Origin of the sequence: Pinibacter aurantiacus (genome assembly GCF_019130065.1) — a bacterium.
In the GTDB taxonomy this organism is placed as follows: domain Bacteria; phylum Bacteroidota; class Bacteroidia; order Chitinophagales; family Chitinophagaceae; genus Pinibacter; species Pinibacter aurantiacus.
Genome location: NZ_JAHSPG010000013.1, coordinates 285,020 through 306,946 on the forward strand (window position 1 = coordinate 285,020; position 21,927 = coordinate 306,946).

Annotated in this window: 15 protein-coding genes; 2 read left to right on the forward strand and 13 right to left on the reverse strand. The window is 41.9% G+C overall.

Annotated features, from left to right (window positions below):
- Positions 1-28 precede the first annotated feature (28 nt).
- From KTO63_RS17000 to KTO63_RS17045, 10 genes are all read right to left on the reverse strand, one after another.
- Positions 29-2,425 (reverse strand): glycoside hydrolase family 31 protein, encoded by a 2,397-nt coding sequence (locus KTO63_RS17000; RefSeq protein WP_217792586.1) that lies wholly within the window; start codon positions 2,423-2,425, stop codon positions 29-31.
- 222 nt (positions 2,426-2,647) lie between these two features.
- Entirely contained in the window at positions 2,648-3,667 is a 1,020-nt protein-coding gene (locus tag KTO63_RS17005) for a DUF5627 domain-containing protein (RefSeq protein ID WP_217792587.1), read from the reverse strand.
- Positions 3,668-3,697: 30 nt separating this feature from the next.
- On the reverse strand, positions 3,698-5,443 hold the full coding sequence (locus KTO63_RS17010) for a RagB/SusD family nutrient uptake outer membrane protein (protein ID WP_217792588.1): 1,746 nt from the start codon (positions 5,441-5,443) through the stop codon (positions 3,698-3,700).
- A gap of 25 nt (positions 5,444-5,468) precedes the next feature.
- Entirely contained in the window at positions 5,469-8,273 is a 2,805-nt protein-coding gene (locus KTO63_RS17015) for a SusC/RagA family TonB-linked outer membrane protein (RefSeq protein ID WP_217792589.1), read from the reverse strand.
- Positions 8,274-8,307: 34 nt separating this feature from the next.
- Positions 8,308-10,125: a RagB/SusD family nutrient uptake outer membrane protein gene (locus tag KTO63_RS17020; RefSeq protein WP_217792590.1), complete on the reverse strand. Its 1,818-nt coding sequence runs from the start codon at positions 10,123-10,125 to the stop codon at positions 8,308-8,310.
- Positions 10,126-10,136: 11 nt separating this feature from the next.
- The gene (locus KTO63_RS17025; protein WP_232373221.1) at positions 10,137-13,559 is read right to left on the reverse strand and encodes a SusC/RagA family TonB-linked outer membrane protein; all 3,423 of its coding nucleotides are present in this window, start codon (positions 13,557-13,559) and stop codon (positions 10,137-10,139) included.
- A gap of 113 nt (positions 13,560-13,672) precedes the next feature.
- The gene (locus KTO63_RS17030) at positions 13,673-14,866 is read right to left on the reverse strand and encodes a FecR family protein (protein WP_217792591.1); all 1,194 of its coding nucleotides are present in this window, start codon (positions 14,864-14,866) and stop codon (positions 13,673-13,675) included.
- A gap of 96 nt (positions 14,867-14,962) precedes the next feature.
- Positions 14,963-15,592, reverse strand: a complete 630-nt coding sequence (locus tag KTO63_RS17035) for an RNA polymerase sigma factor (protein WP_217792592.1) — start codon at positions 15,590-15,592, stop codon at positions 14,963-14,965.
- Positions 15,593-16,059: 467 nt separating this feature from the next.
- The gene (locus tag KTO63_RS17040; protein WP_217792593.1) at positions 16,060-17,085 is read right to left on the reverse strand and encodes a LacI family DNA-binding transcriptional regulator; all 1,026 of its coding nucleotides are present in this window, start codon (positions 17,083-17,085) and stop codon (positions 16,060-16,062) included.
- 258 nt (positions 17,086-17,343) lie between these two features.
- Positions 17,344-17,598, reverse strand: coding sequence for a hypothetical protein (locus KTO63_RS17045; protein ID WP_217792594.1), 255 nt, complete (start codon positions 17,596-17,598; stop codon positions 17,344-17,346).
- 148 nt (positions 17,599-17,746) lie between these two features.
- Between KTO63_RS17045 and KTO63_RS17050 the strand changes: the two genes are divergently transcribed.
- Complete coding sequence (locus KTO63_RS17050) at positions 17,747-18,253, forward strand: OsmC family protein (RefSeq protein ID WP_217792595.1); 507 nt, start codon at positions 17,747-17,749, stop codon at positions 18,251-18,253.
- A gap of 37 nt (positions 18,254-18,290) precedes the next feature.
- On the forward strand, positions 18,291-19,124 hold the full coding sequence (locus KTO63_RS17055) for a DUF6268 family outer membrane beta-barrel protein (RefSeq protein ID WP_217792596.1): 834 nt from the start codon (positions 18,291-18,293) through the stop codon (positions 19,122-19,124).
- Between the two features lie 57 nt (positions 19,125-19,181).
- On the opposite strand, the gene KTO63_RS17060 is transcribed toward KTO63_RS17055, so the two are convergent.
- The 3 genes from KTO63_RS17060 to KTO63_RS26470 all read right to left on the reverse strand — a co-directional run bounded on the left by KTO63_RS17060 (position 19,182) and on the right by KTO63_RS26470 (position 21,748).
- Complete coding sequence (locus KTO63_RS17060; protein WP_217792597.1) at positions 19,182-19,736, reverse strand: dihydrofolate reductase family protein; 555 nt, start codon at positions 19,734-19,736, stop codon at positions 19,182-19,184.
- Positions 19,737-20,163: 427 nt separating this feature from the next.
- A complete protein-coding gene (locus KTO63_RS17065; RefSeq protein ID WP_232373222.1) occupies positions 20,164-20,574 on the reverse strand; it encodes a VOC family protein in 411 nt (136 codons plus the stop codon).
- 148 nt (positions 20,575-20,722) lie between these two features.
- Positions 20,723-21,748 carry a helix-turn-helix domain-containing protein gene (locus tag KTO63_RS26470; protein WP_217792598.1) on the reverse strand — a complete coding sequence of 342 codons (1,026 nt, stop codon included), beginning with the start codon at positions 21,746-21,748 and terminating at the stop codon, positions 20,723-20,725.
- Between the last annotated feature and the right edge of the window lie 179 nt (positions 21,749-21,927).

Below are 21,927 nucleotides of genomic sequence, written 5' to 3' on the forward strand. Positions count from 1 at the left end.
TTTTTTGATTAAGTTTTCAGCAGTCCTTTTATAATTTCACAGACACAGATCTGCCACTATAACTAATGATTTTACTTCTTCTCATTGTAGCATTTTCATCAACCACCGAGAGCTTAAATTGTCTCGTTTTCAGCATACCCGCAAAACTGCCTTTCCTGTCGCCAATACTTAATGTTCCTGTGGCGTTGTTCCACTTAAACGAGATGGTGGAGTAAAGGCCTTTTTCATAATTATAGTTGTCATTCTCATCTTCATAAAGAACGAACTCACCATTAGCGCCGGGGTAAACGCGAATATCCAAACTATCCCATCGTTTTTCTTCTGCATACTGCACATTTGGTCCAAAGGGAACAATGGAGCCTGCTTTCACGTACAACGGAATAATATCGAGCGGTGTTTCTCTTTGTATTGTTTGTCCACCGGCAACGGACCTGCCTGTCCAAAAGTCAATCCAATTTGTGCCATCCGGTAAATAAACCTTTGTAGTTTGAGTGCGTGTGAAATCTTCTGCCCACAACGAATCCTTTTCACTTGCCACTCGCTTTATATATTGAGGGCTTGTAACCGGCACCACCAATATTGACTTTCCAAACAAAAATTCATTGTTCAGATCCCACGTCATTTTATCTTTCGGAAAATCCATCACTACGGCTCTCATCATAGAAGATTGATTGGACGTAACATCCCATGAAGTTGAGTAGATGTAGGGCAATAAACTGTAGCGTAAATTGATAAACTTCTCAATGGCATCATACACTTTCGTGCCTTTGCTTCCAAACTGATAGATTTCCCTTGGCGCGTCTGCTCCATGCGAACGCATCATTGGACAAAATGTACCGAACTGCAGCCATCTTGTGTAAAGCTCCCTGTATTCGGGATCTTCCAGTTTTCGTTTGAATTCGTTGAGAAAAAATCCACCTATATCGCTGTTCCAGTAAGGGATTGCACTCAGCGAAAAATTAAGTCCCGTTGGTATTTGTGTTCTCAGAGTTGACCATGACGACTGAATATCTCCAGACCATGTATTGGCGCCATATCGCTGCTGGCCGGCAAATGCAGAACGGGTTAGAATAAATACTCTTTTGGATGAAGTTTGTTTGCGCTGGTGATCATACACACCGCCTACTGTCATCAAAGGAAATGCATTGCGCACACTTCTGAAAGAACCGAGATGCGATGACTGGTCAAGATCAGAATCTTTAAAAGCAAGATGATCGGGTTCAGAGGAATCCATCCACCAGCCATCCAGTCCAATTGAAAACAAACCTTTGTTTACATAGTGCCAGTATATATCTCTCGCAACCGGATCGTAGGCGTCGTACACACGCACCCCCGAAGGGTAGTTCATATCAGGCGGCCAGCTATCCTTACCACTTTCCGGCCATGTGCGAAAATTAAACAACATGCCTTTTGCATTCAACTCTTCGTAAGGTTTTGTTTGCGGTCCAAATGAGGCCCATATCGAAATGATAGCATGAGCATTCATCGCGTGAATATCATTGATCATTTGCGCGGGTTGCGGAAATTCCTTGTTGAGAAATTCCATCCCGTTCCAATGATAGTTGTCGCCCCAATATTGCCAGTCCTGGATGATGCCATCCAAAGGAACTTTTAGTTCTCTGTATTTTTTTACAACCCCCACAATTTCCTCTTGTGATTTATAACGTTCTTTGCTCTGCCAAAAACCGTAGGTCCACAATGGAAACATTGGCACCTGGCCGGTTAACTCCCTCATACGTGCAATCACACCATCGGCGTTGCCACCATACATAAAATAGTAATCTACACAATCTCCCACCTCAGATTTGAAAACTGTTTCGTCGCTCTTGTCTTCAAAAGTGGTGGGTGAATAATTGTCCCAAAAAATACCGTAGCCTTTTACCGATTGAAAAAAAGTGATCGGGTCCTCTGTGTTTCCCTGCATCATCATGTGGAATCGCTGTCCACGCTGGTTCAGCCTGCCGCGCTGATGTTGCCCAAGTCCGTAAATGGCCTCCTCTTTATCTAGTTGAAAGGATTGTGAAACGGAAAACGTATTTCTTCCGGCGTCATTAAATGGTGTAAAGGAGACACTACTCGGTTTTTCCTGCAAGAGCATTTCGCCGGAAATGTTTTTGTATGATATGTCACCGGATATCAAATCCAGATATACAAACAATTTACTGCTTTTCAGTGTCAGGTAATTGTCTTTTTCAATGACAGAAAACTCACACTTTCCTGGCTTTTCAATCACTGAAAGACTTTCTTTAGAGATTTGTTTCTCTTTTGGCAACTTAATAACCCTGATGATTGAGGGGGTATAAAATTGAATGTCCACTTTATTGGTTCCAATGACAGCAGAAACGCCGTTTGCTGTCTTCTGGTATGACTGCGCAAAACAGCCGGAGCCCACCACAATGAGCAGTAAGAAAGAAATATACTTCATGTTGGTTCAGATTACTTTTCGATAACTGATTCGCAAAAAATACCGGGCATGTTCTTAATGTAGAACTGTAAGCGGTAATAAAAATTTATTGATAGAAAGTAACAAGCTGACATAGAACAATCAATTCGTTTTTAAGCGCCACCGACGATGTTGCTGCTAACAATAAACTACCCGGCTCATGGTATAACAGAGCCAGGTAGTTGTTATGGTATAGGTGCAGGTTTAATTTGTTACTACAGGATTGAACGTTTCAAACTTAACGCCACGATCACGTATTACTAAAGTATCGGTGAATGTGTGCGTTGACGTTCCAAAATCAACGGTGTACTTCAAATGCAATACATCACGTTTTTGGTCACCCCATGAGTCTCCCTCTTTCACAAATTCTCCACTACCAGAAATTGTATAGACTGCCGCGGAGGGGTTAGAAATGGTGCAGGCATTCTTGTTATCAAATGAAAGAACAAGTTGAAAAGGCTGATTGACATTGCCCCTGTTCTTAGCATTAAGCAATACCGAATCTTTGGTCATTGACAAAGTGCCCATGCTGCATAGCTGATCTGTTTCCACATACTGGCTGTGATACACAAAAGTTGTGTCGCCTGCATTGTCTTTTAAAACTTCCGTTCCCCTGCGCAAATAATTTCCATGAAATGGATTGATATATTTTACGCCATACAAAATATAGTTCTTAGGCACGGTGATCCAATTGCCGGTTATGCGTGGATCAGGTTTGCTGAGATCACTTTTTCCACTCAAAATAGAATCTGCATTGGTTACAGTATTCATTCGCAGCGGAATGACAAACGTGTTGGTGATGGATCGCGGATCTGCAAAGAATGCATCTGTCAATTGTATTTCCATTCCACCCATTACATTACCGGAAGGTATAGTAATGTTCATATCCTTAGGAAGTGTGTAGTAGTTTGATGGCATTGGAATCACTTTGTTTGTAGTTCCGTCGAACTGAAGGTTGTTGCAAAGCGTTGGGTCAACAGACACGCTGATTGAAACGTTTTTATTGTTTTGGTACACGCCACCGAGCGTTGCCATGATAGTAGTCTTATGCGCATTATCCAATGTATTATCAAAGATATCATTGCCCAGCACCAACGTTTTCACTGGTGATTGGTAAGCAAAATATACAGTGGTGTATTTATAATCCGGGAAGCTTAAAGTTTTATTGGAGCAAGAAGAAAATATTGCCAAAATAAAACATGATATAAACAGTATTCTTTTCATTTCATTATGTTTAAGTTGTCAACCAAAATGTTACCATCCTTTATTTTGAATTAAGTTTTCTTTCAGCACTTCATTGTAAGGTAACGGACCGTAATGCATGAAATCCTGGTACAACCTGTCTTCTACAGGACCTACTGAAAAACTAGTACTGGTAATGGTTACGCCTTTTGCAGGTTCGGCAATATTTTGCTGCCATCTTCTGATGTCCCAGAAACGGAAACCTTCGAAGCTCAGTTCCAGGCGTCTTTCGTTTTGGATCAACGCTCGCATATCTTCTTTGGAGCTTATTGACGCGAGATAATTATCAGGCTGTGCAATACCTGCTCTTTTACGAATGGCCGCGATAATCTCTCTTGCAGAATAAGCGTGTGTGCCTTTTGCGTCCGGGCCCCATGCTTCATTGGCAGCTTCTGCATATAGAAGATATATTTCCGTGTAACGTATATAAGGGACGTAATGACGTTGTGTATTTGTATTTGCAGGATTTAGGTTCACATCTTCACGCAACAGTTTTCTCATGTAATATCCTGTACGGGTAGATGTAGGAATGGCATTCAATCCATCATTGGTGCCTCCCACTTTTGTAGAGATTGTGGAACCTGATGGCCCCATTTTACTTCCGTTCACAACAATATATCTCGCCAGTCGCGGGTCTCTTCCAGCGTACGGATTGTTTGCATCATAACCGCTACTGGCGTTTGTAATAGGATAGCCATTCGCCATTGGAAATGCATCTACGAGATTTTGTGTTGGGTTAACACGGCCGCTGCCGTATAAGCTCGGCGGATAATTGTCTTTCTCCAAATTATTGCCATCTCCCACGTTGCCTCTCCACAAGATTTCGGCAGGATTGACACCTGATGCCACGCCATTGATCTCTCCGGCATTCTGACTTGAGTACCAGTAATTGCCATTGGCCGCTATTCCTGCTAATCCACCGTTGAGGTCAAGCACTTTCGCTGCATCATCTGCCGCTTTGCTCCACACAACGGTTGTTCCCTGGTTATAAGCAGGGCTTGCCGCCAACAAAGAAACTTTTGCGCGAATGGCATTTACAATACGGGCAGTCATTCGTTGACGGTTATATGCACCAAACACGCGGTTGTAATCAGCTACGGTTGTCTTGCCTGCGTATTTAGAGGGCACTGCACTCACATTCTCAAAGTCAAGTGGAAGATAACTCGCTGCAGAATCCAGGTCTTTGTAGATCTGCTGCACACATTCTTCAAAGGTGTTGCGAGGCAACTTGAAATTTGACTGTGCATTTTGTGAAGAGGTAAGGATGGGCACGCCTAACAATTTACCATCGGGAGACCATCCGCCATGTGCCTGTAACAAATAGAACATAAACAACCCACGCAAACCATAAGCCTCGCCTTTGCTACGATCATTGAACATTGCATCGGTATATTGCCCGGTTGTTGCCCAGGTTACTTTATCAGTTTGTTCCAATATCTGGTTCAGGTATTGGATGGCAGCAAATGCACCTGTCCATTGCTCCATGGGATTGCTGATGGACGACCATTTTCCTGTAGCCATCAATCTGTAATTGTTATTGGGATCATTTGATACCGCATCATCAGTTGCAACGTCGGTAAATGAATAATTCGAAATTGGTAACCGCACATAACCGTTGAGCAAAAGCCCTTCAGCAAATGCTGCATTATCGTAAATATCGCTTAGCTCCCTGTTGTTCTCGTCTGCCGGAGATAATATTTTTTTACAACCGGAAAACGCCAGCGATATGATCAGTATATTTATTATTGTTCTTTTCATATTGACTTGTTGTAGAAATGTTAGACTAAAACTCACCTTTGATACCGAAATTATAGAACCTCGTTTGCGGTACAGAACCCACGTTCAATTCCATAATGGCTTTGTTTTTGGCAATCATAAGCAGATCATTCGCACTTATATATGCCTTAAATCCTTTGACAAATGAATTCTTTAAGATGCTTTGTGGCAGTGTGTAAGTCAGCTGCACTTTTGTTAGGTTGAAACGATTGGTGCTGTACGTCCAAAAATCAGAAGTCCTGAAGTTATTGCTACCACTCGTTGTTGTAAGACGTGGATAGTCTGCCGAATTTTTATTGGCTTCTGTCCAGCTGTTGCGCACCACATCAGAATATTTTGCAGCGCCAGACACCCAGTAATAGCTTCCGCTCTTAACACCCGTGCCGCCAAAATTTCCTGTTCCTAACACGAACAATGAGAACGCCTTGTATTGAACGGTAATATTCAAACCACCTGTTACCGTGCCGTTCCAGCGACCAATATAAACTTCATCACGCTCGTCTATAATGCCGTCGCCATTTTGATCTCTATATTTAATATCACCAGGTTTCACGACTGCAAATTTTTGCGCAGCATGTGTGTCGATGTCATTCTGATCTGCAAAGAAGCCTTCGTTTTGTAAACCAAAAATCGCGTCAACAGGTTTACCTGCTCTGTTCCTGTAAGCATCTGTGTACAGTTCATCACGTTTAAGTGCTTTGGTTTTAACAATGGTCAAAGCGCCACCAACTGTGATGTTTACATTGCCCACTTTTTCATGATAGTCCAACTGAAAGTCTGCGCCATGATAATTGTCCGCCTGGAAATTAGTATAAGGCACAAAAGAGGTAACAGGAAATGACGTCACGAAATAACTTGGATACTGTGAATAACTCTGTACAGGTACTCCGTCTTTTCTAATGGCAAATAAGTTTGCCATCAGGTTCAATTTCTTTTTGAAAAAAGAACCTTCGACAGTGAAGTTTACTTCTTTGCGTTTTGCATAAGACAGGTTTAAATTTTCGCCGCGTGATATAGTAGTTGCCTGGCTTACGTAAGTGCCGTCTGACCATGAATAAAACGCGGTCGGTGAATACACCGCATCATACATATAGTAACTGTTGAAGTCAAGATCTGTATTCACTACTCCGGCAGAAGCCCCTATTTTCAAACGATCTATCCACGAACTGTTTTTCAAAAATCCTTCTTCGCTTATCAGCCAACCAAGGTTAGCTGTAGGCGAGAATGCAACTCGTTTGCCAGCAGGAAGCTTGGTTGAGTTCACAACAGCACCACTGAAATCTGCATAATACTTATGGTTGTAGTTATAACTCAATTGCAATCCGATATTGGCATTTGTTCTGTACTGGAAATCACCTGTTTGACGGCGTCTCAAACCATCGGCCACTAACATTGCAGATACATTGTGCCTGTCTTTGAATGTATTTATGTAATCAAGATGGATGTCAAAATCTATGAGTTGATCGCTCCATGTATTGCCAAGATTTTGTATGCCCGGTTTACTGTCCTTATTGTATTTCGTAAGCGCGGTAATGGAATCACCTGTGGCGAAACTGTTCCATGTAGGTGCATATACTGCATATGTGTTGTTGAGCGTTTCGTCGTAAGTGTTTGAATAATCTACGGTCATCTGGCCGTGCAGTGACAAGCCTTTCAGCAGATTCTTAAGATCTACATCTATCCCATTTGTGTATTGAAACTGGCGGCTCGTAAAATTATCATAGCCTGCAGCATACACATCAGCAATAGGATTGGTAAGGTATTGTTGGTTACCGCCCAGTAAATATTTTCCGTCGATAATATTCCTGCTACCATTTACTGCAGCCTGCGCGTCTTTCGACGTTTGAGATACCATGCTTATAGGCAGCAATGGCGCAAACTGTTGTGGTTGCAATACTCCGGCCTGTTGCCAGTAATTACCCAGTGCACGTTTGTTGGTAGAAAAAACTGTCGAAACGTTCACATAAGTACTGATGAAAGAATTAAGCTTCAGGTCAATATTGCCGCGCAAATTCAAACGCGTATTGCGTTCGTTTTTTCCTTCTCCAAAATTCAACAATGAATTCTGGCTTTGAAATCCTGCGAGTGCATAAAAACGTGCACGCTCTGTACCACTGGTAAATTCTGCATTTGCCGAATAAGTGCTGTAAAATTTACGCAGGTAGTCCGAAGAAAAATAGTCTACATCCGGATAGCGGTATGGATTGGAATGACTTGCATATTTCCGGATCGTTGAGTCAGCATACATAGCAGGCAAACCGTCATTGATTGATGCCTGGTTGTAGTAAGACATATAGTTTGCCGAATTCAGGTAGTGCGGCAAAGATTTAGGTTCACTGATGCCTGTATGCACACGCACGGAACTTCCATGCACACCCGCCTTGCCGCGCTTTGTTGTAATTTGAATAACACCATTGGCTGCTCGCGTTCCGTATAGCACAACAGCATTCGCGCCTTTTAAAAATGTTATTTGTGCAATTTCATTTGTGGTGATGTCACTCAGCGAACGCGGTTCACCGTCAATCAATACGAGTGCATTACCAAGGCCCCAAAGGTTGCTCCCGCCTACCATTGCGTCTGCACCTTCTAAAGGATAAGTGCCATAGTTCTTATCTAAGTAGTGTGGCGTGTTCAATACTGATATGGCACCGGCCACATCTCTCGTTTGAACGGTGCGGTATGCAACATTCACGATCGAATCGGTTGCGAGATTGGTAGCGTGTTTGGCTGTTTGTGTGGTTTGTGCCGTTGCAACAGACACCGCACTACCACACAAGCCACCCAGAAATATCTTTATAATTAAATTTTTCATTTATTCTCGTTTTGGCTTTAAAGACTCTAACCCTTTAGTATCCCGGGTTCTGGTTAAAAGTTGGATAAAGGTTTACATCGCTTACTTTAAGCGGTAACCAGTAGTTCTTATCCTCGAACTTACGTGTGATCAACACTCTTTCTTTTATGTTGATCGGCTTGCCATTTGCATCGCGGTCAAAATCAATCGAGGTTTTTTCCCTGTATTTAACATCTCCTGCAAGCAACCAGCGACGCAAATCATTGTAGCGTATTTCTTCTTCAAAGCCCAGTTCCATTGCCCTTTCTCTTATAATCTCACCCATGAATTTATCTTTGTCCGCGACGTACTGTGCTCCTACTTTTCCTGTGCCACATCTTGTGCGGATCTTGTTGACAGCATCTTCCGGCGTTATGTAGTTTGGTCCAACACTGGTTGCAGATCCATAGCCTTGCAATACCGCTTCGGCATACATAAGATAAACATCAGCCAGGCGCATGTAAGAGACATGCAAATAGTTGTTAGGAAAATTGTCAATGTTATTGCAAGTCATTGGCGTTAGCTTTCTCAGCAAATAGCCGGTACGTCCGATGGAAGAATTATCGCGGCTGTAGCCACCGTTTGATAGATTGGCATAACGATATTTTTCTTTGTCTGCAGGTGCAGAACCTTTAATGATCTGGTCTCCGTCAATTACAATGTCATGATAAAAACGAGGGTCTCTGTTAACCCATGGATTGGCAGGGTCATAACCAGAAGCAGGGTCAGTAATAGGCAAGCCGTTTGCCATGCCATAGTTCTCTACGAAACGCGCATTAGGAGATGTATATCCGCCGCCAATGTTTCCTTCGGCAAAGATGGAGCTTGGCCCCCATGGGCAACCGGCAAACCATGAACTGTAAACAGGATTTTGAAAAATCGCTTCCGGATAGCCTGGAATAAAGCTGCCTCCGTTTGTATAAAACAGGTTGTTGTAGTGCGGAAAATCTATGAGCTTGATCCAGGTGGATTGATTGTCGACCAATTTCAATAATTCAGCAAATGCATCGGCTGCTTTCTTACAATAGTCTGAATTAAATGTTGCACTGCCTTTAGATGAGCGATTCATCAACGGGCTACCGGCATACAGGTAATTTTTTCCGAGATATCCCAATGCAGCGATCTTTGTAATGCGCAGTTGATTCTTGCCCAGCGTTGCGGTACCGGCTGTTGTCTTGTCCCAGTCTGTTGGTAAAAGATCCGCCGCTTCTCTTAAATCTTTAGCAACACTTTCTGCCATTGTCTGGTAATCCAGGCGTGGTAATGTCAGCTTTGCGCCAGATGCCAAAACAGTGTCGATGTAAGGAAGTCCTCCCCAATAACTCATTAATTCAAAATGGAACCAACCTCTGAAGAAAAGTAATTGTCCTTTGATCAAATCTTTCTCTTCTTGTGTGCCGTTCAGCTTGTCGAGGTTTGCAAGGCCCAGGTTTGCTTTGTGTATAGCATACCATGAGTTGGGCCACAATCCTTTACCAAAGCCGGTTGTAGGATCTGTATTATAAGTAGGTGCATCCAGCCAGGATATCCACTCTCCTGTTGTCCAAGACCAGGAGTCGCCATTATCGAATTGTTCGTTCAACCATGTTACTCCGGTTTTGTGAATAATTTCATCTCCCAGTAACCAATCACAAGCCCATGTTTTGCTGGTAAATTCCGGCACGCAGGCATACAACTCTTCGGTAAATCCCTGGAAGTTTGTAAAGTTGATGAAAGCATCCGTTGGCGATACGTCAGCACCGGGAGCTTTGTCCAAATATTTTGTACAGGCGGTTAGGCTTACAATAGCCATGAATATAAAACACCTGATCAGTAAATGCGAATATCTTCTCATACGGCTTTGTTTTAAAAAGTTAGATTAAGACCCAGGTTAAAGCGTCTGATGGTTGGGTATGCGGTTGCAGCGCCCATGCTTACTTCACGATCATCCGGCATCTTTGTCCACAGCAACAGGTTGTCACCGTTGAGGTAAACTCTCAGCGCGTTAATGCCAACTCTTTTCAATTGTGTTAGTTTAAATGTGTAGGCCAGCTCTGCATTCTTCAACCGGAGAAAAGAGCCATCGTATAAATAATTGGTTCCGTAATAGGGCATCACGCTGGCGTAGCGCGGAACAGGCATATCTGCGTTTGTATTGGTGGGTGACCAGTAGGATCCTTGCTTGTACACGTTGTCATAATGATACTGTCCACCAAAACTTAACAACTGCAGGTAACGATTGGCGTTACTTACACCATAGAATTGAACGAAGGCACTGAACCCTTTCCATTCTACGCCCACTGTAGCATTATAAGTATTCATGGGGCGCTCAGGATAACCGGCAGGAACAACGTCTTTGTTATCCACAACACCATCTCCGTTATAGTCGATCATGTTGAGATTGCCCGGTAATTTCTGGTTGTCGTAAGTATTCAAACGGGTGCTACCGTACACTTCATCCCAGTTGTTGTAATAACCGCTGCTCACGTATGAATATGCCTGGCCAATTTGTTTGCCTGCTTTTTTCTGGTAGTCGTCCAGCAGTTGCGGATCATCTGCTTCAATGATCTTGTCCTTTGCATGTGTCATGCTAAGATTTGCCCACACTCTTACATTTTTTGAAACATTCTTGCTCAATCTCAAATCCACTTCATAGCCTTTGTTGCGAACCTTTCCAAGATTGGCAGTAGCCGGTTGCACACCAAAATAAGATGGCACTGCACGGCTCGGACCATCCAAAAGAATGTCTGTGCGATAATCGTTAAACACATCAAAACTACCGGATACCAAACCGTTCCAAAGTGAGTAATCAATACCGATATCAGCCTTGGTTACAGTTTCCCAGTGAATGTCCGGATTGCCTACACTTGAGTGGGCTTCTGACCACCAGGTGTAAGGACTGTTTTGACCCGCAGAAGCACCCAATGGTGCGTTACCACCATATGTCCATGTCGTCATATACAGCCAGCGATTGGCAATGTTATCATTACCTACTTTGCCATAAGAACCGCGAAGTTTCAAAGTATTGATAAAGCGAACGTTGCTCATGAAGGCTTCGTTGCTGATCATCCAGCCTGCTGCTGCAGAAGGGAAGAAAGCAAAACGATAATCAGGTCCAAACTTTTCAGATCCATTATAGGCGCCGTTGAACTCGGCAAAATATTTGAGGCCGTAGTTGTAAGTTACACGTCCTACCCAGTCTTCACGAAAATGATTGAACTCACTTCCTGTGGCATATTTATCGCGGCTAAACAATCCCATTGCCGTTATATCATGGAAACCAAATTTTCTGGCATAATCGACTTGCACCTGGTAAAACAATTTGCGATAGGTGGATGCATTTTGCACTGCATCAACGTTTGTGGTCCAATGGTATGGAACCCAGTTGAACTGGTTAGTGCCGAGGTATTGGCTATAGGTGGTATCTCCCCTTACAGGATTGATATATTCCTGCTGGATGGTACCATTATCATATACACCGCCTTGCGATACAAAAGAATTATCAAAAGAGATCAATCCTTTTGCTGACAATCCTTTCAAGAGCATGCCCAGGTCTTGCTTAAGCGTAAAGTCTGTAGTGATGCGCGTTGTAGTTGTTTTGCGCACACCATTGTTTCCCATGGTTGCAAGTGAGTTGATGGTTGAAACTTGTTCTGCAGGATAATATCCCCAACCACCATCTGAATAACGCGGATAATAAATATTAGGTGCGTTGTTGTAAATACTTTGCCAGATGCGGTACTCCCAGCTATCCTGTCCATATGCATCTTGTCTTACACCATAAGAACCTGCAAGGTTGGTTGTAAGCACTGTAGATTTTGATAAGTTAAAATCAAGATTGGTGCGTGCATTGATGCGGTCGAAACCATATCCAGGACTATACGTTTTGTCGTTGGCTATTTTTTTAATGATATCTCCTTCGTGCAGAACATCAATGGAAGAAAAATACTTTACAAACGGAGAGCCGCCGGAAATATTTAAATTGGCATTGTAAGACATGGCGTATTTTTTCACCACCTGGTCCTGCCAATCTATATTTGGATAGCGCTCTGCTTCTGCCTGGTTCGCTGGGTTTCTGTATTTATCAAGTTCGGCATAAGGCACATAGTTGTTCCATGATGCAGGAGAAGTACCGAGTTCATTCTCGATAGCTATATCTCTTATTCTGAGGGCATCGTATGAATCAAACTTACTGGCCAGTTTGGATGGAACTTTCACCGTGGAGTTTGCAGTTAGGCGAATATCAGCTTTGCCATCCTTACCTCTTTTAGTGGTGATAAGGATTACACCGTTTGCTCCCTTCACACCAAAAACTGCAGTAGCTGAAGCATCTTTCAACACAGAAACACTTTCTACCGAACCAACGTCAACACTGTTCATGGGACGTTCAATTCCATCAACGAGTATAAGTGGATCACTGTTGTTCCATGTGCTTTGTCCCCTGATGTATATTTTTGGATCTTCGGCTCCCGGTGTACCCTGGGTTGCTACAGTGATCACACCCGGCAGGTTTCCTGTTAAAGTGGCGCCAAGGCTTGACACGCCTCCCGTTCTTTCAAGCACTTCTCCCTTTACCTGTGATATGGCACCGACAACACTTTGTTTGCGCTGTCTGCCATACCCTACGATAATTACAGTATCTGTTGCAAGCTTATTTTCAACAGCCAGGCTAACGGCTATGGAGCTTTGCGAATTATTAAGTTTGATCTCTTTTGATGCATAGCCAATGTAGCCGATAACGAGCGTTGCGTTTGCGCTTTTTACTTTTAAAATAAAGCCGCCGTCTTCTTTTGTTTGCGTAGCATTTTCACTATTTCCTTTTTCTGCAACGGTTGCACCTGCTAATGGTTCTCCTTTTTCAGATTTCACTGTTCCCATAATCACAATAGGTGCGGCGCCAACAGAAGCGGCAGCAGCGGAAGTTGCATGTGCCGCCGTCGTCTTTTTATTTTCTACAACAATGGTTTTCTTAATGATGGAAAATTCCAGCGGCTGGTCCTGGAACGCAAGTTTCAGAACGCTTTCCAAAGGTGCATTCGTAACGGAAATGGTTACGGGTTTTGCTCTTTGAAAATGTTCTTTGGTGGCAATAAACGTATAGTCAGTTTGTCGCCTTATTTCTTTAAAAATTTTCTCAAGGCTCGCGTTCGTTTCATGCAACGTTACATTTTGCGTAAACGCTTTAGCCGAAAGACACATGGCAAAAAGAAGCACTGCCATGCATTTCACCAGCAGGCGCATCTTAATCGAATCCTTTGTAGAGGACTTCTGGCAAACAATCAAATGCATAGTCTTGGTTTACTTTTGGTTAAAAAATTTAGAAGTTCATGTATATCTATAGCCCTCCCATTGCCATTTCGCTCATGATACGCAAAGGCAGAGAGTTAAACTATTTCCGATGATTACTTAGGTTCCGGCAACACAATGATCTTTTTACCTTCAATGCCAAAACGAAGATTGCCGGTGCGTTCCAGGGCCTTTAACACATCCATCAGGGTTAAATCTTTTGGAAGTTCTCCTACAAAGGTCTGGTTGGATGTTGCGTTCTGGTATTCGATGTCTACATCGTACCAGCGGGATAATTGCCGCATAACGGTTGTGAGGTCCGCCTCGTTAAAATTCATCATTCCATTTTTCCATGCCATTACAGCGTCAATATCTATACTGGTGTTAATTTTTATTTTTCCGTTGCGGAGTAACATTGATTGTTCTCCCGGTTTTAAAACACTGCTATCATCGCGACTCTTAAACCTTACACCTCCATCAAGCAACGTAGTTTTGATCGATCCTTCATCACTATACGCCATCACATTGAAACGCGTTCCCAACACCTGAACTTCTGCATTGCCGACAGACACAATAAAAGGTGCGTTCCTGTTTTGTGCAACTTCAAAATAAGCCTCGCCATTTATTTCAACCCGGCGTTCTTTTCCGTAAAAAGCAGTTGGGAACTTAAGTGTTGTTGCTGCATTGAGCCACACAAGTGTTCCATCTGGTAGCTGCAATTGGTACTGCCCGCCACGCGGTGTGGCAACCGTATTAAAAACAACTTGTTGGCTTGCAGTATTTGTGGAACTATAAGATAGCTTGTTGTCTTCCTTGATTACATCTGAACCTCCCTGTTGGGCGAGTGTGCCGTTTTGTGAGTCGTCAAGATTTACTGTGGAACCATCTCCAAGTGTTAATGTCGCCTTATTGGTTCCTGGTTGCACATCGTTTTTGAACCTTTGTGCGGAAGCAACCGTATTTGCGGGTGCAGGTTTTGATTTGAACCGTGGGGCAAACAAAAACAATCCGATAGTGAGAGCAGCAACAACAGCCGCGGCCATAAAAAATTTCTTTTTCAGGTGGATGGTGATAGGCGCCGGAATATTGATCTGCTTAGTCAAAGCTGTAAGCATTCTATTTGATGTCTCAGGAGAAATATTTTCCTGTGCATCGCTTATATTGGATTCTTCGCGTAGAGCTGACGACAAAAGAGCGTTGGACTCATCTGTGGCCAGGAAGTCCATCAGTACTTCAAATTCCTCCCTGCTACATTGATTGTCGAGAAATTTTGCAAGTAGTGCCTGATAATATTGGTCGTTTTGTGTCATGATAAGTAATTCGCAAGCATCGCGATCTATTGTAATATCCCTGAACCGGAATTAAGGGTGGATGTCCCTAAGTATTTTTTTAAATTATTTTTCAAACTAAGATTTGACCATAACGGCTATGGATAAAGCGACCATCAATTCCATATCCGCATGGCGGCCAACATACTCCCTGATGGACCTTACGGCCAGCACCATATGCTCCTTAACTGTGTTGCGGGTAAGATTTAATTCTGTTGCCACTTCTTCATATTTTTTTCCTTCGAGCCTGCAAAGTTTGAAAACCTTTTTACGTTGCGGCGGTAAACGGTCGATTGCCGCATTTAAAATGAGGCTGTATTGCTGCCACTGCAATTGCAAATCAGGATCTACGATCTTATTTCCAAGATGCCAAGCCATTTCGGTTCGCATCTTTTCATCTGTCGCAATTTTTTTGATTAGTTTAAAAATGCTGTTGCGTGTGATGGTAAATAAATATGACTTAAAAGAAAGTGAAGGATTGATATTTGAGCGAAGTTCCCAAACTTTAATAAATACTTCCTGTATGATGTCTTCGGCAAACTGAGGGTTCTTGAGAAACTTGATGGCATACCCATATAGCAGATGATGATAGGTATTATAAATTTGTATAAATGCTTCTTTATTTCCTTCCTTTAAAAGAAGCAACACATCTTGTTCGGGGAGATCGGCATGCAAGGCAGCGTTACGTGTAAAATAAGTTAGTTTCATATAGCAATCTTGTCAAGCAGTTTTGGTGAATGCACGAAATGGGTCTAAAAAAACAATTAGTGTAATTTTGACACCTATTCGTATTTATAAAATTGTATCTACCAAACATTCCAAAAGTATCAGCGATCTGTTTTTTTCTGCTTTACATATCGTCAAAATCATTGCACAAATGTTTAAAATGGAGCTTAAGAAGGGGGACAAATGTTGAAAGAGGTGGGAAATTAGAAATTAGGAGTTAGGAGTTAGGAATTAGGAGTTAGAAGTTAGGAATTAGAAATCAGGAGTTAGGAATTAGAAAGGTCATTGTTTCATTACATATATCGGGTTGTCTTAAATAACAAGAAGGCTTCGACAAGCTCAGTGCCGATACTGGTATCGGCACTGAGCTTGTCGAAGCCTCGTTAAACAGAAACAATGTTATTGAATTCTCTTAGCGAACCGACATTCTAATTCCTAACTCCTAATTCCTAATTCCTCAACGACGATGCCCTCGCAATAATTTCTGACCGAAGGATAATGGTATTGGCATTATGGACTGTTCGTGTTCCTGAGAGATGGTCTATCAGACATTTTGCCGCAACCTCACCCATTTCATGACAAGGATAGTTTACCGTGGTAAGATTGGGTTCTATTATTCTGCTAACCGGGTCATTGTTAAAACCTGCAAAAGCAATCTCCTTTGGAATTTTTACGCCCGCCTCTTTCAGTGTTTGTAAACAATAAGCAGCGCAATTATCATTTGCTGCAAAAACGCCGTCTGGCTTATTTGTCATTTGTAAAATATGATTACCCGCTTCAACTCCTGCTTTTTCCGTCAAGTCGTTTACCAGCAGCAGATCATCATTAAAAGAAAGGCCCGAATCCTGTAGAGCTGCTTTATACCCACGGCATCTGTCTTCATATATGTTCGTTGAAAGGTCGCCCGTTATATGCATGATGCGCCTGCATCCTTGTTCTGCCAAATGCCGCGTGATATCGTAGGCATTTTGGTAATTATCAATTACAACGTTAAGGCTGCGAGGATCTTCACAACCGCGATCGAAGAAGACAACTGGAATGTTTTTATCAAAAAACATCTTGAATTTGTCCATGTTTTTCGCATTATAAGCGAGGGAAACAAGCAAGCCATCTACACGGCTGTCAAACATCATGTTAATATTGGACGTTTCTTTTTTAGCTGATCCCAACGACTGGCTGATAATAATATTATACCCATACTCACTGGCAATATTTTCAATACCTGCAATAATGGAAGAAACGACATAACTATTAAGCCGGGGAACAACGAGGCCGAGTGTATTTGTTTGTTGGGTGCGCAGGTTCCTGGCAAAACTGTTGGTACGATATCCCATTTCTTTCGCCATGGCATGCACCTTTTTCCTGGTGGCAGTACTGATGGATTGATGCTCCTTTAAACTCCTGCTGACTGTTGCCGCGGAAATATTAAGACGCCTTGCTATATCATATATGGTTATCTCTTTGTCTTCTTTCATACGGCAAGTGGGTATTCGTTTGCGAAATCCCAACCAAGCCAAATGTAAAAAGACAGTAAAAGACCGGATAGCTTATTTGTTGAAAAGAAGGATACAAATGTTTTGGTTCACAAAACATTTGTTCCACCAACTTCATAAATAAATGATATTCAATAGAGTTACAAATCTAATTGGCAAGTTTAATTTACTTCCAATGCTTTTTCTGATTTTATTTTATGGATTGAAACTTCAAAAGCAGTACGCCGTGCGACGGTACTTTTACGGAAAGTTTATCCTTCCGGGGTCCAGTTTTGTAATGTCTTTCTGCCTCCACAAATCGCGTACTTTTAATTTGCCTTTCAAACCCAATTGTTGAAAATCTGAAAATGGCATATCAATAGGCTCTAAACCAAAATTGCAAAACCCTACCGCGTGCGCGCCGTCTTCAAGTTCCTTCACATATACCCGCAGCTCTTGTTTTTTAAACTGGCAGGTCGCCTGTTTGCCTGGCGCATCCTGGTTCAAGGCAATCACTTCATCGTTTGTAAGGAGAACGTCGGCAATTAATCGTTAATTTAGCTTCGGCCACCAGCTGGCATAGCCCTATTACCTCGCCTGCAAGCAATACGCCGGTCGTTAGCCGCAATGCCAAATGATCTTTACAATTCTAAAATGAAATGGTATGAACTCTTCCGAACTTAAAAATTTACAAGCGCCTCTTAAGGAAAAATACAAAGAACATCCCGAGTCTGCTATTATCACACTAAAAGCAAATGGAACCATTGGTGAAGGAATATCATGCAAAGTCGAAACTGGGCATGCTTTAGTCCAGGCAGGTCTTCACCCTGCTACTGGAGGAAACGGTCTGTTAGCTTGTTCCGGTGATATGCTTCTTGAGGCTCTGGTTGCTTGTGCAGGTGTAACACTTAAAGCTGTTGCAACAGCTATCGGAATAGATTCAATAAATGGAACAATCAAAGCAGAGGGAGATTTAGATTTTAGAGGAACCCTGGGTGTTTCTAAAGAAGTTCCTGTCGGATTTCAAGAGATACGATTATTTTTTATTCTGGATGATAAAATTGATAGCGAACAGTTGGCAAGTTTATCTAAACTTACAGAAAGATATTGCGTAGTTTATCAAACTTTAATCAAAGGAGTTAAAGTAAATACTGATTTCAAGACATCTTAGTGCTGTTCTTGAACTTTCTACCCAACCGTAATAAATAATGAAACAGTTCCTACTCGCGATTCTAATCGTTATTTCATTGAAAGGTTTCACTCAGCCTTATGTTGATCCAATTCATATAAGATACACGTATGGATTCAAATCTCAGTCAAAAGCAGGCACACCGTTCAGTCATCTTTACATAGGCCCTGATCTTCCCATACAACTAAAGAAGAATATCATTTTTGTTATTAGCCCGATTTATGAAAATTGGAATATTGATTCTTCTTCAAACAAATCATTCCTTCCTACGGTAAGTAGTGTTGCCCTGGCACTTAGCGCAGTTATCCCTCTTGATACAACGCGCTGGTCGCTTACAATTGCTGCCATACCCCGTATCAACAGCGAAAATTTAAACCCGGATAATGGTTTTCAAATGGGAGGCATCTTGTTGGCTGTTTACAAAAAAAATAACAACCTGAAATATAAGTTTGGCGTTTATGCCAACAGCGAATTTTTCGGACCATTTATCATACCACTTGCAGGCATTGATTGGCACATAAATAGCCGCAATAATTTGTTTGGTGTATTGCCCGGAAGATTAACTTTTGAACACAAACTCAATAATCATTTTTATACCGGCTCCACTTTTCGATTTATTACCAACTCGTATAAATTAAACAATGGCAACTACCTACGCATTGATGATAACCAGCTTGGCGGTTTTATTGATTGTTACGCAACAAAGCATATTGTATTTACGGCCGAAGCCGGCTACGGCATTTTTCGAAAATTAAGAACAGGCAATAGCCCTAACAAACAATATCTGACAGACTACAATTGGGGCGATGGTTTTTTTATTAAACTAGATGCCAGCTATCGAATAAGGCTTTGAAAGCCTCTCCCCTTACGCTGTAAAAAACATTAAGTATGGCCCGCAAGCTCGGGTTAATTACTTTTTCGTTTGTCGTTCATAATAAAGAAGAACTGCGCCACCGCCAAAAGTTTTGGTTTTTATCAGTGTAAGGCTAATTTTTTCGCTGATGTTTTTAAATAATGGCAAACCACTTCCGGCGATAACCGGGTGAACACAGAGTTGATATTCGTCTATCAAATTAAGTTTCGTTAATGCTACAATCAAACTCGGACTGCCCACGAAAACGTCTTTACCGGGTTGTTGCCTGAGTTCCAAAACAACTTGCTCAAGGTCTTGACTCGCTAATGTCGCGGTTTTCCAATCTACATTTTGCAGAGTGTGGGAAAAAACAATTTTTGGAGTGCTGTCGATTGCGACGGCAAAGTCATCCATTGCTTTATCGCCGGTAGGATTTTCCAGTACCGTTCGCCAATATTCCATCAGCTGGTAGGTGATCCTGCCATATAAAATAGAATCAGCAGTTCGCAACAGGTCAGCGTAATGTTGATGTACTTCTTCGTCAGGCACACCTGAAGTGTGGTCACAGAATCCGTCAACCGTCATATTGATGGCTGCAATTATTTTTTTCATATTTTCTTTTGTCAATCTGTTTAGGAATGCAGATACACGATCATTTAACAAGTTACTTTACAAATATCAAATCCATCACCATGCGTGAAAATAAAAGACTACGCACAAACAAAAATGAGGGTATAGACTGCTACTAAGTATTCTTAGTCAGCAAGCAAAATTAACTCGTCGTTTGATTGTTGCAAGGGCTGATTTGGCTAAAGCTTTCATTTGTAAACATTTAATCAGCAATTTTTTTGAGAAGAATTTTTGTGCATCAATTATTCCAAATGCCAGGTAGTTCTTTGCAATAGGCCTGCAAGGAACGCCGATATAAATGCGGGGAGACCCTGTCGCAAGACGACAAGAAGCAGTAAAAAGCAGAAGCCGTTACAACTAAATGTAACGGCCTTTACCATTATTCCCTGCTGCAGTGCTAAATGTTGATTTACTGTGCTGGCATTTTACTCATGTCCACATAAGTAGCTTCCCAATTATGGCCATCAAGATCTTCAAAGCAACGAAGCTGCATGAAACCAAAGTCTTGCGGTTCGCGGTATTCACGGCCTCCTGCTTTCAGTGCACTGGCCACAAAATTATTCAGCTCATCATTACTACTCATTGAAAGAGAATTAAGCACGCCGACAGTGCTTTTTGCGTCGATGATGGGCTTCGAAGTAAACTGCTGGAATTTTTCATGTGTGAGCAGCATCACAAAAATGGTATCGTTCACTACCATACATGCGCTGGTGTCATCTGAAAACTGCGGATTATTTTTAAATCCAATGGTTTCATAAAAGCTCATTGATTTTTTCAGATCAGTTACAGGAAGATTAATAAAAACTTGTTTTGACATCATGTTAGAATTTGAAATATAATAGTTTGATAGGAAAATTACAGCTGATGGTTAACGGCTTTGTTTAACCACGCCATTATTTGATGGCACAAAGAAATAGACATACCATCAGACCGTTTGGTCAATTACTTGGATATACAGGTCCATTCAATCACTTGGGTAGCTTTCGGTATTCAGAAGGAGAAAAACCTACTTGTCTTTTAAAGAACTTGCCAAAGTTTGCAGGATCGGAAAAATTAAGTTGATAGGCTATACTCGATATCTCAACATCTGTGTATTGGACAAGCGAACGGGCCTCGCTTGCTAATCGATCAGTAATATAGGTCAACGCGTTTTTACCGGATAAACGCTTAACGGTTTGGGACAGATGGTTTGGAGTGACGGACAGCATATCGGCGTACTCCTGAACAGTTCGTTTATCAATGTAATGGTGGTTAACCAGCTGGAGAAATTTTCTGAACAGTATCTGTTGCGTAGTCACCAGCCTGGTCTCTTTTTTCTTTTCAATTGCGAAGTCTTCTAAATAGTACAACAGACCCAATAGCTTTATACGAGCTTCGACATGATTTTCCCGGGGTGAACGTTCATATGCCTGAAACACTTCCTCAAAGTGAGGTGCGAGCCGGTCAAAAGTCGCATGATCGAAGTTAAAAAGATTTGTGTGCAGCACATCAAAAAGCGAAAACGTTTGGTGAAAGTCAGGTTTGAAGAACGAATATGAAGCTGCCTTAAAATAAATGACATAACCCTCAAGAGAATTGTTGTGTGCAAAGCTGTATAGCAAATTGGGCGAGTGGAAGACCAGGTAAGAATCTGGATTGTTCACAGTTTGATTATCATAATTGACTTCAATACTGCCGGAATTACGAAGCAGCGCAAAAAAGTAAAACGATCGCTTAAAGGGAGGCCTATATACCTGTAATTGTTCACGATCCAATTTTATTAATCGCAAACAAAAAAAATCCGGATTAATGGTTCTACCCGGCCACGGTATTGACGCCAGGAAATCATTGATATCAGTATAATACGGTAGTGGTGTCTTTAATTGGTCCATTATATTCCCTTCTCTGATCCTACATGCAAGATACCGATAAACTCCTTTTATTTCGATACCGGCAATAGGTTGATTTTCGATAACAACCACCAGCCAAATACATATCTGATGGTCTAATGGCACAAGACCATTTGTGAGCTATAAACAGATCATCTCTCAGGATTGGAAGAGAGGCTTTTCAACTTGCAGCAATTTTGAGCATTTGTATTTATCTTCAACAACGAATAAAAATCGGCATCGGCATCGACGTTACGGAACACAGAATGCCCTGCCATCGCAAATACCAGTTCGTACGCCACAAT

Coding starts and splice junctions, on each gene's coding strand:
- KTO63_RS17000 (WP_217792586.1), bottom strand. CDS start 2,425: ATGAAGTATATTTCTTTCTTACTGCTCATTGTGGTGGGCTCCGGCTGT.
- KTO63_RS17005 (WP_217792587.1), bottom strand. CDS start 3,667: ATGAAAAGAATACTGTTTATATCATGTTTTATTTTGGCAATATTTTCT.
- KTO63_RS17010 (WP_217792588.1), bottom strand. CDS start 5,443: ATGAAAAGAACAATAATAAATATACTGATCATATCGCTGGCGTTTTCC.
- KTO63_RS17015 (WP_217792589.1), bottom strand. CDS start 8,273: ATGAAAAATTTAATTATAAAGATATTTCTGGGTGGCTTGTGTGGTAGT.
- KTO63_RS17020 (WP_217792590.1), bottom strand. CDS start 10,125: ATGAGAAGATATTCGCATTTACTGATCAGGTGTTTTATATTCATGGCT.
- KTO63_RS17025 (WP_232373221.1), bottom strand. CDS start 13,559: ATGCATTTGATTGTTTGCCAGAAGTCCTCTACAAAGGATTCGATTAAG.
- KTO63_RS17030 (WP_217792591.1), bottom strand. CDS start 14,866: ATGACACAAAACGACCAATATTATCAGGCACTACTTGCAAAATTTCTC.
- KTO63_RS17035 (WP_217792592.1), bottom strand. CDS start 15,592: ATGAAACTAACTTATTTTACACGTAACGCTGCCTTGCATGCCGATCTC.
- KTO63_RS17040 (WP_217792593.1), bottom strand. CDS start 17,085: ATGAAAGAAGACAAAGAGATAACCATATATGATATAGCAAGGCGTCTT.
- KTO63_RS17050 (WP_217792595.1), top strand. CDS start 17,747: ATGAACTCTTCCGAACTTAAAAATTTACAAGCGCCTCTTAAGGAAAAA.
- KTO63_RS17055 (WP_217792596.1), top strand. CDS start 18,291: ATGAAACAGTTCCTACTCGCGATTCTAATCGTTATTTCATTGAAAGGT.
- KTO63_RS17060 (WP_217792597.1), bottom strand. CDS start 19,736: ATGAAAAAAATAATTGCAGCCATCAATATGACGGTTGACGGATTCTGT.
- KTO63_RS17065 (WP_232373222.1), bottom strand. CDS start 20,574: ATGATGTCAAAACAAGTTTTTATTAATCTTCCTGTAACTGATCTGAAA.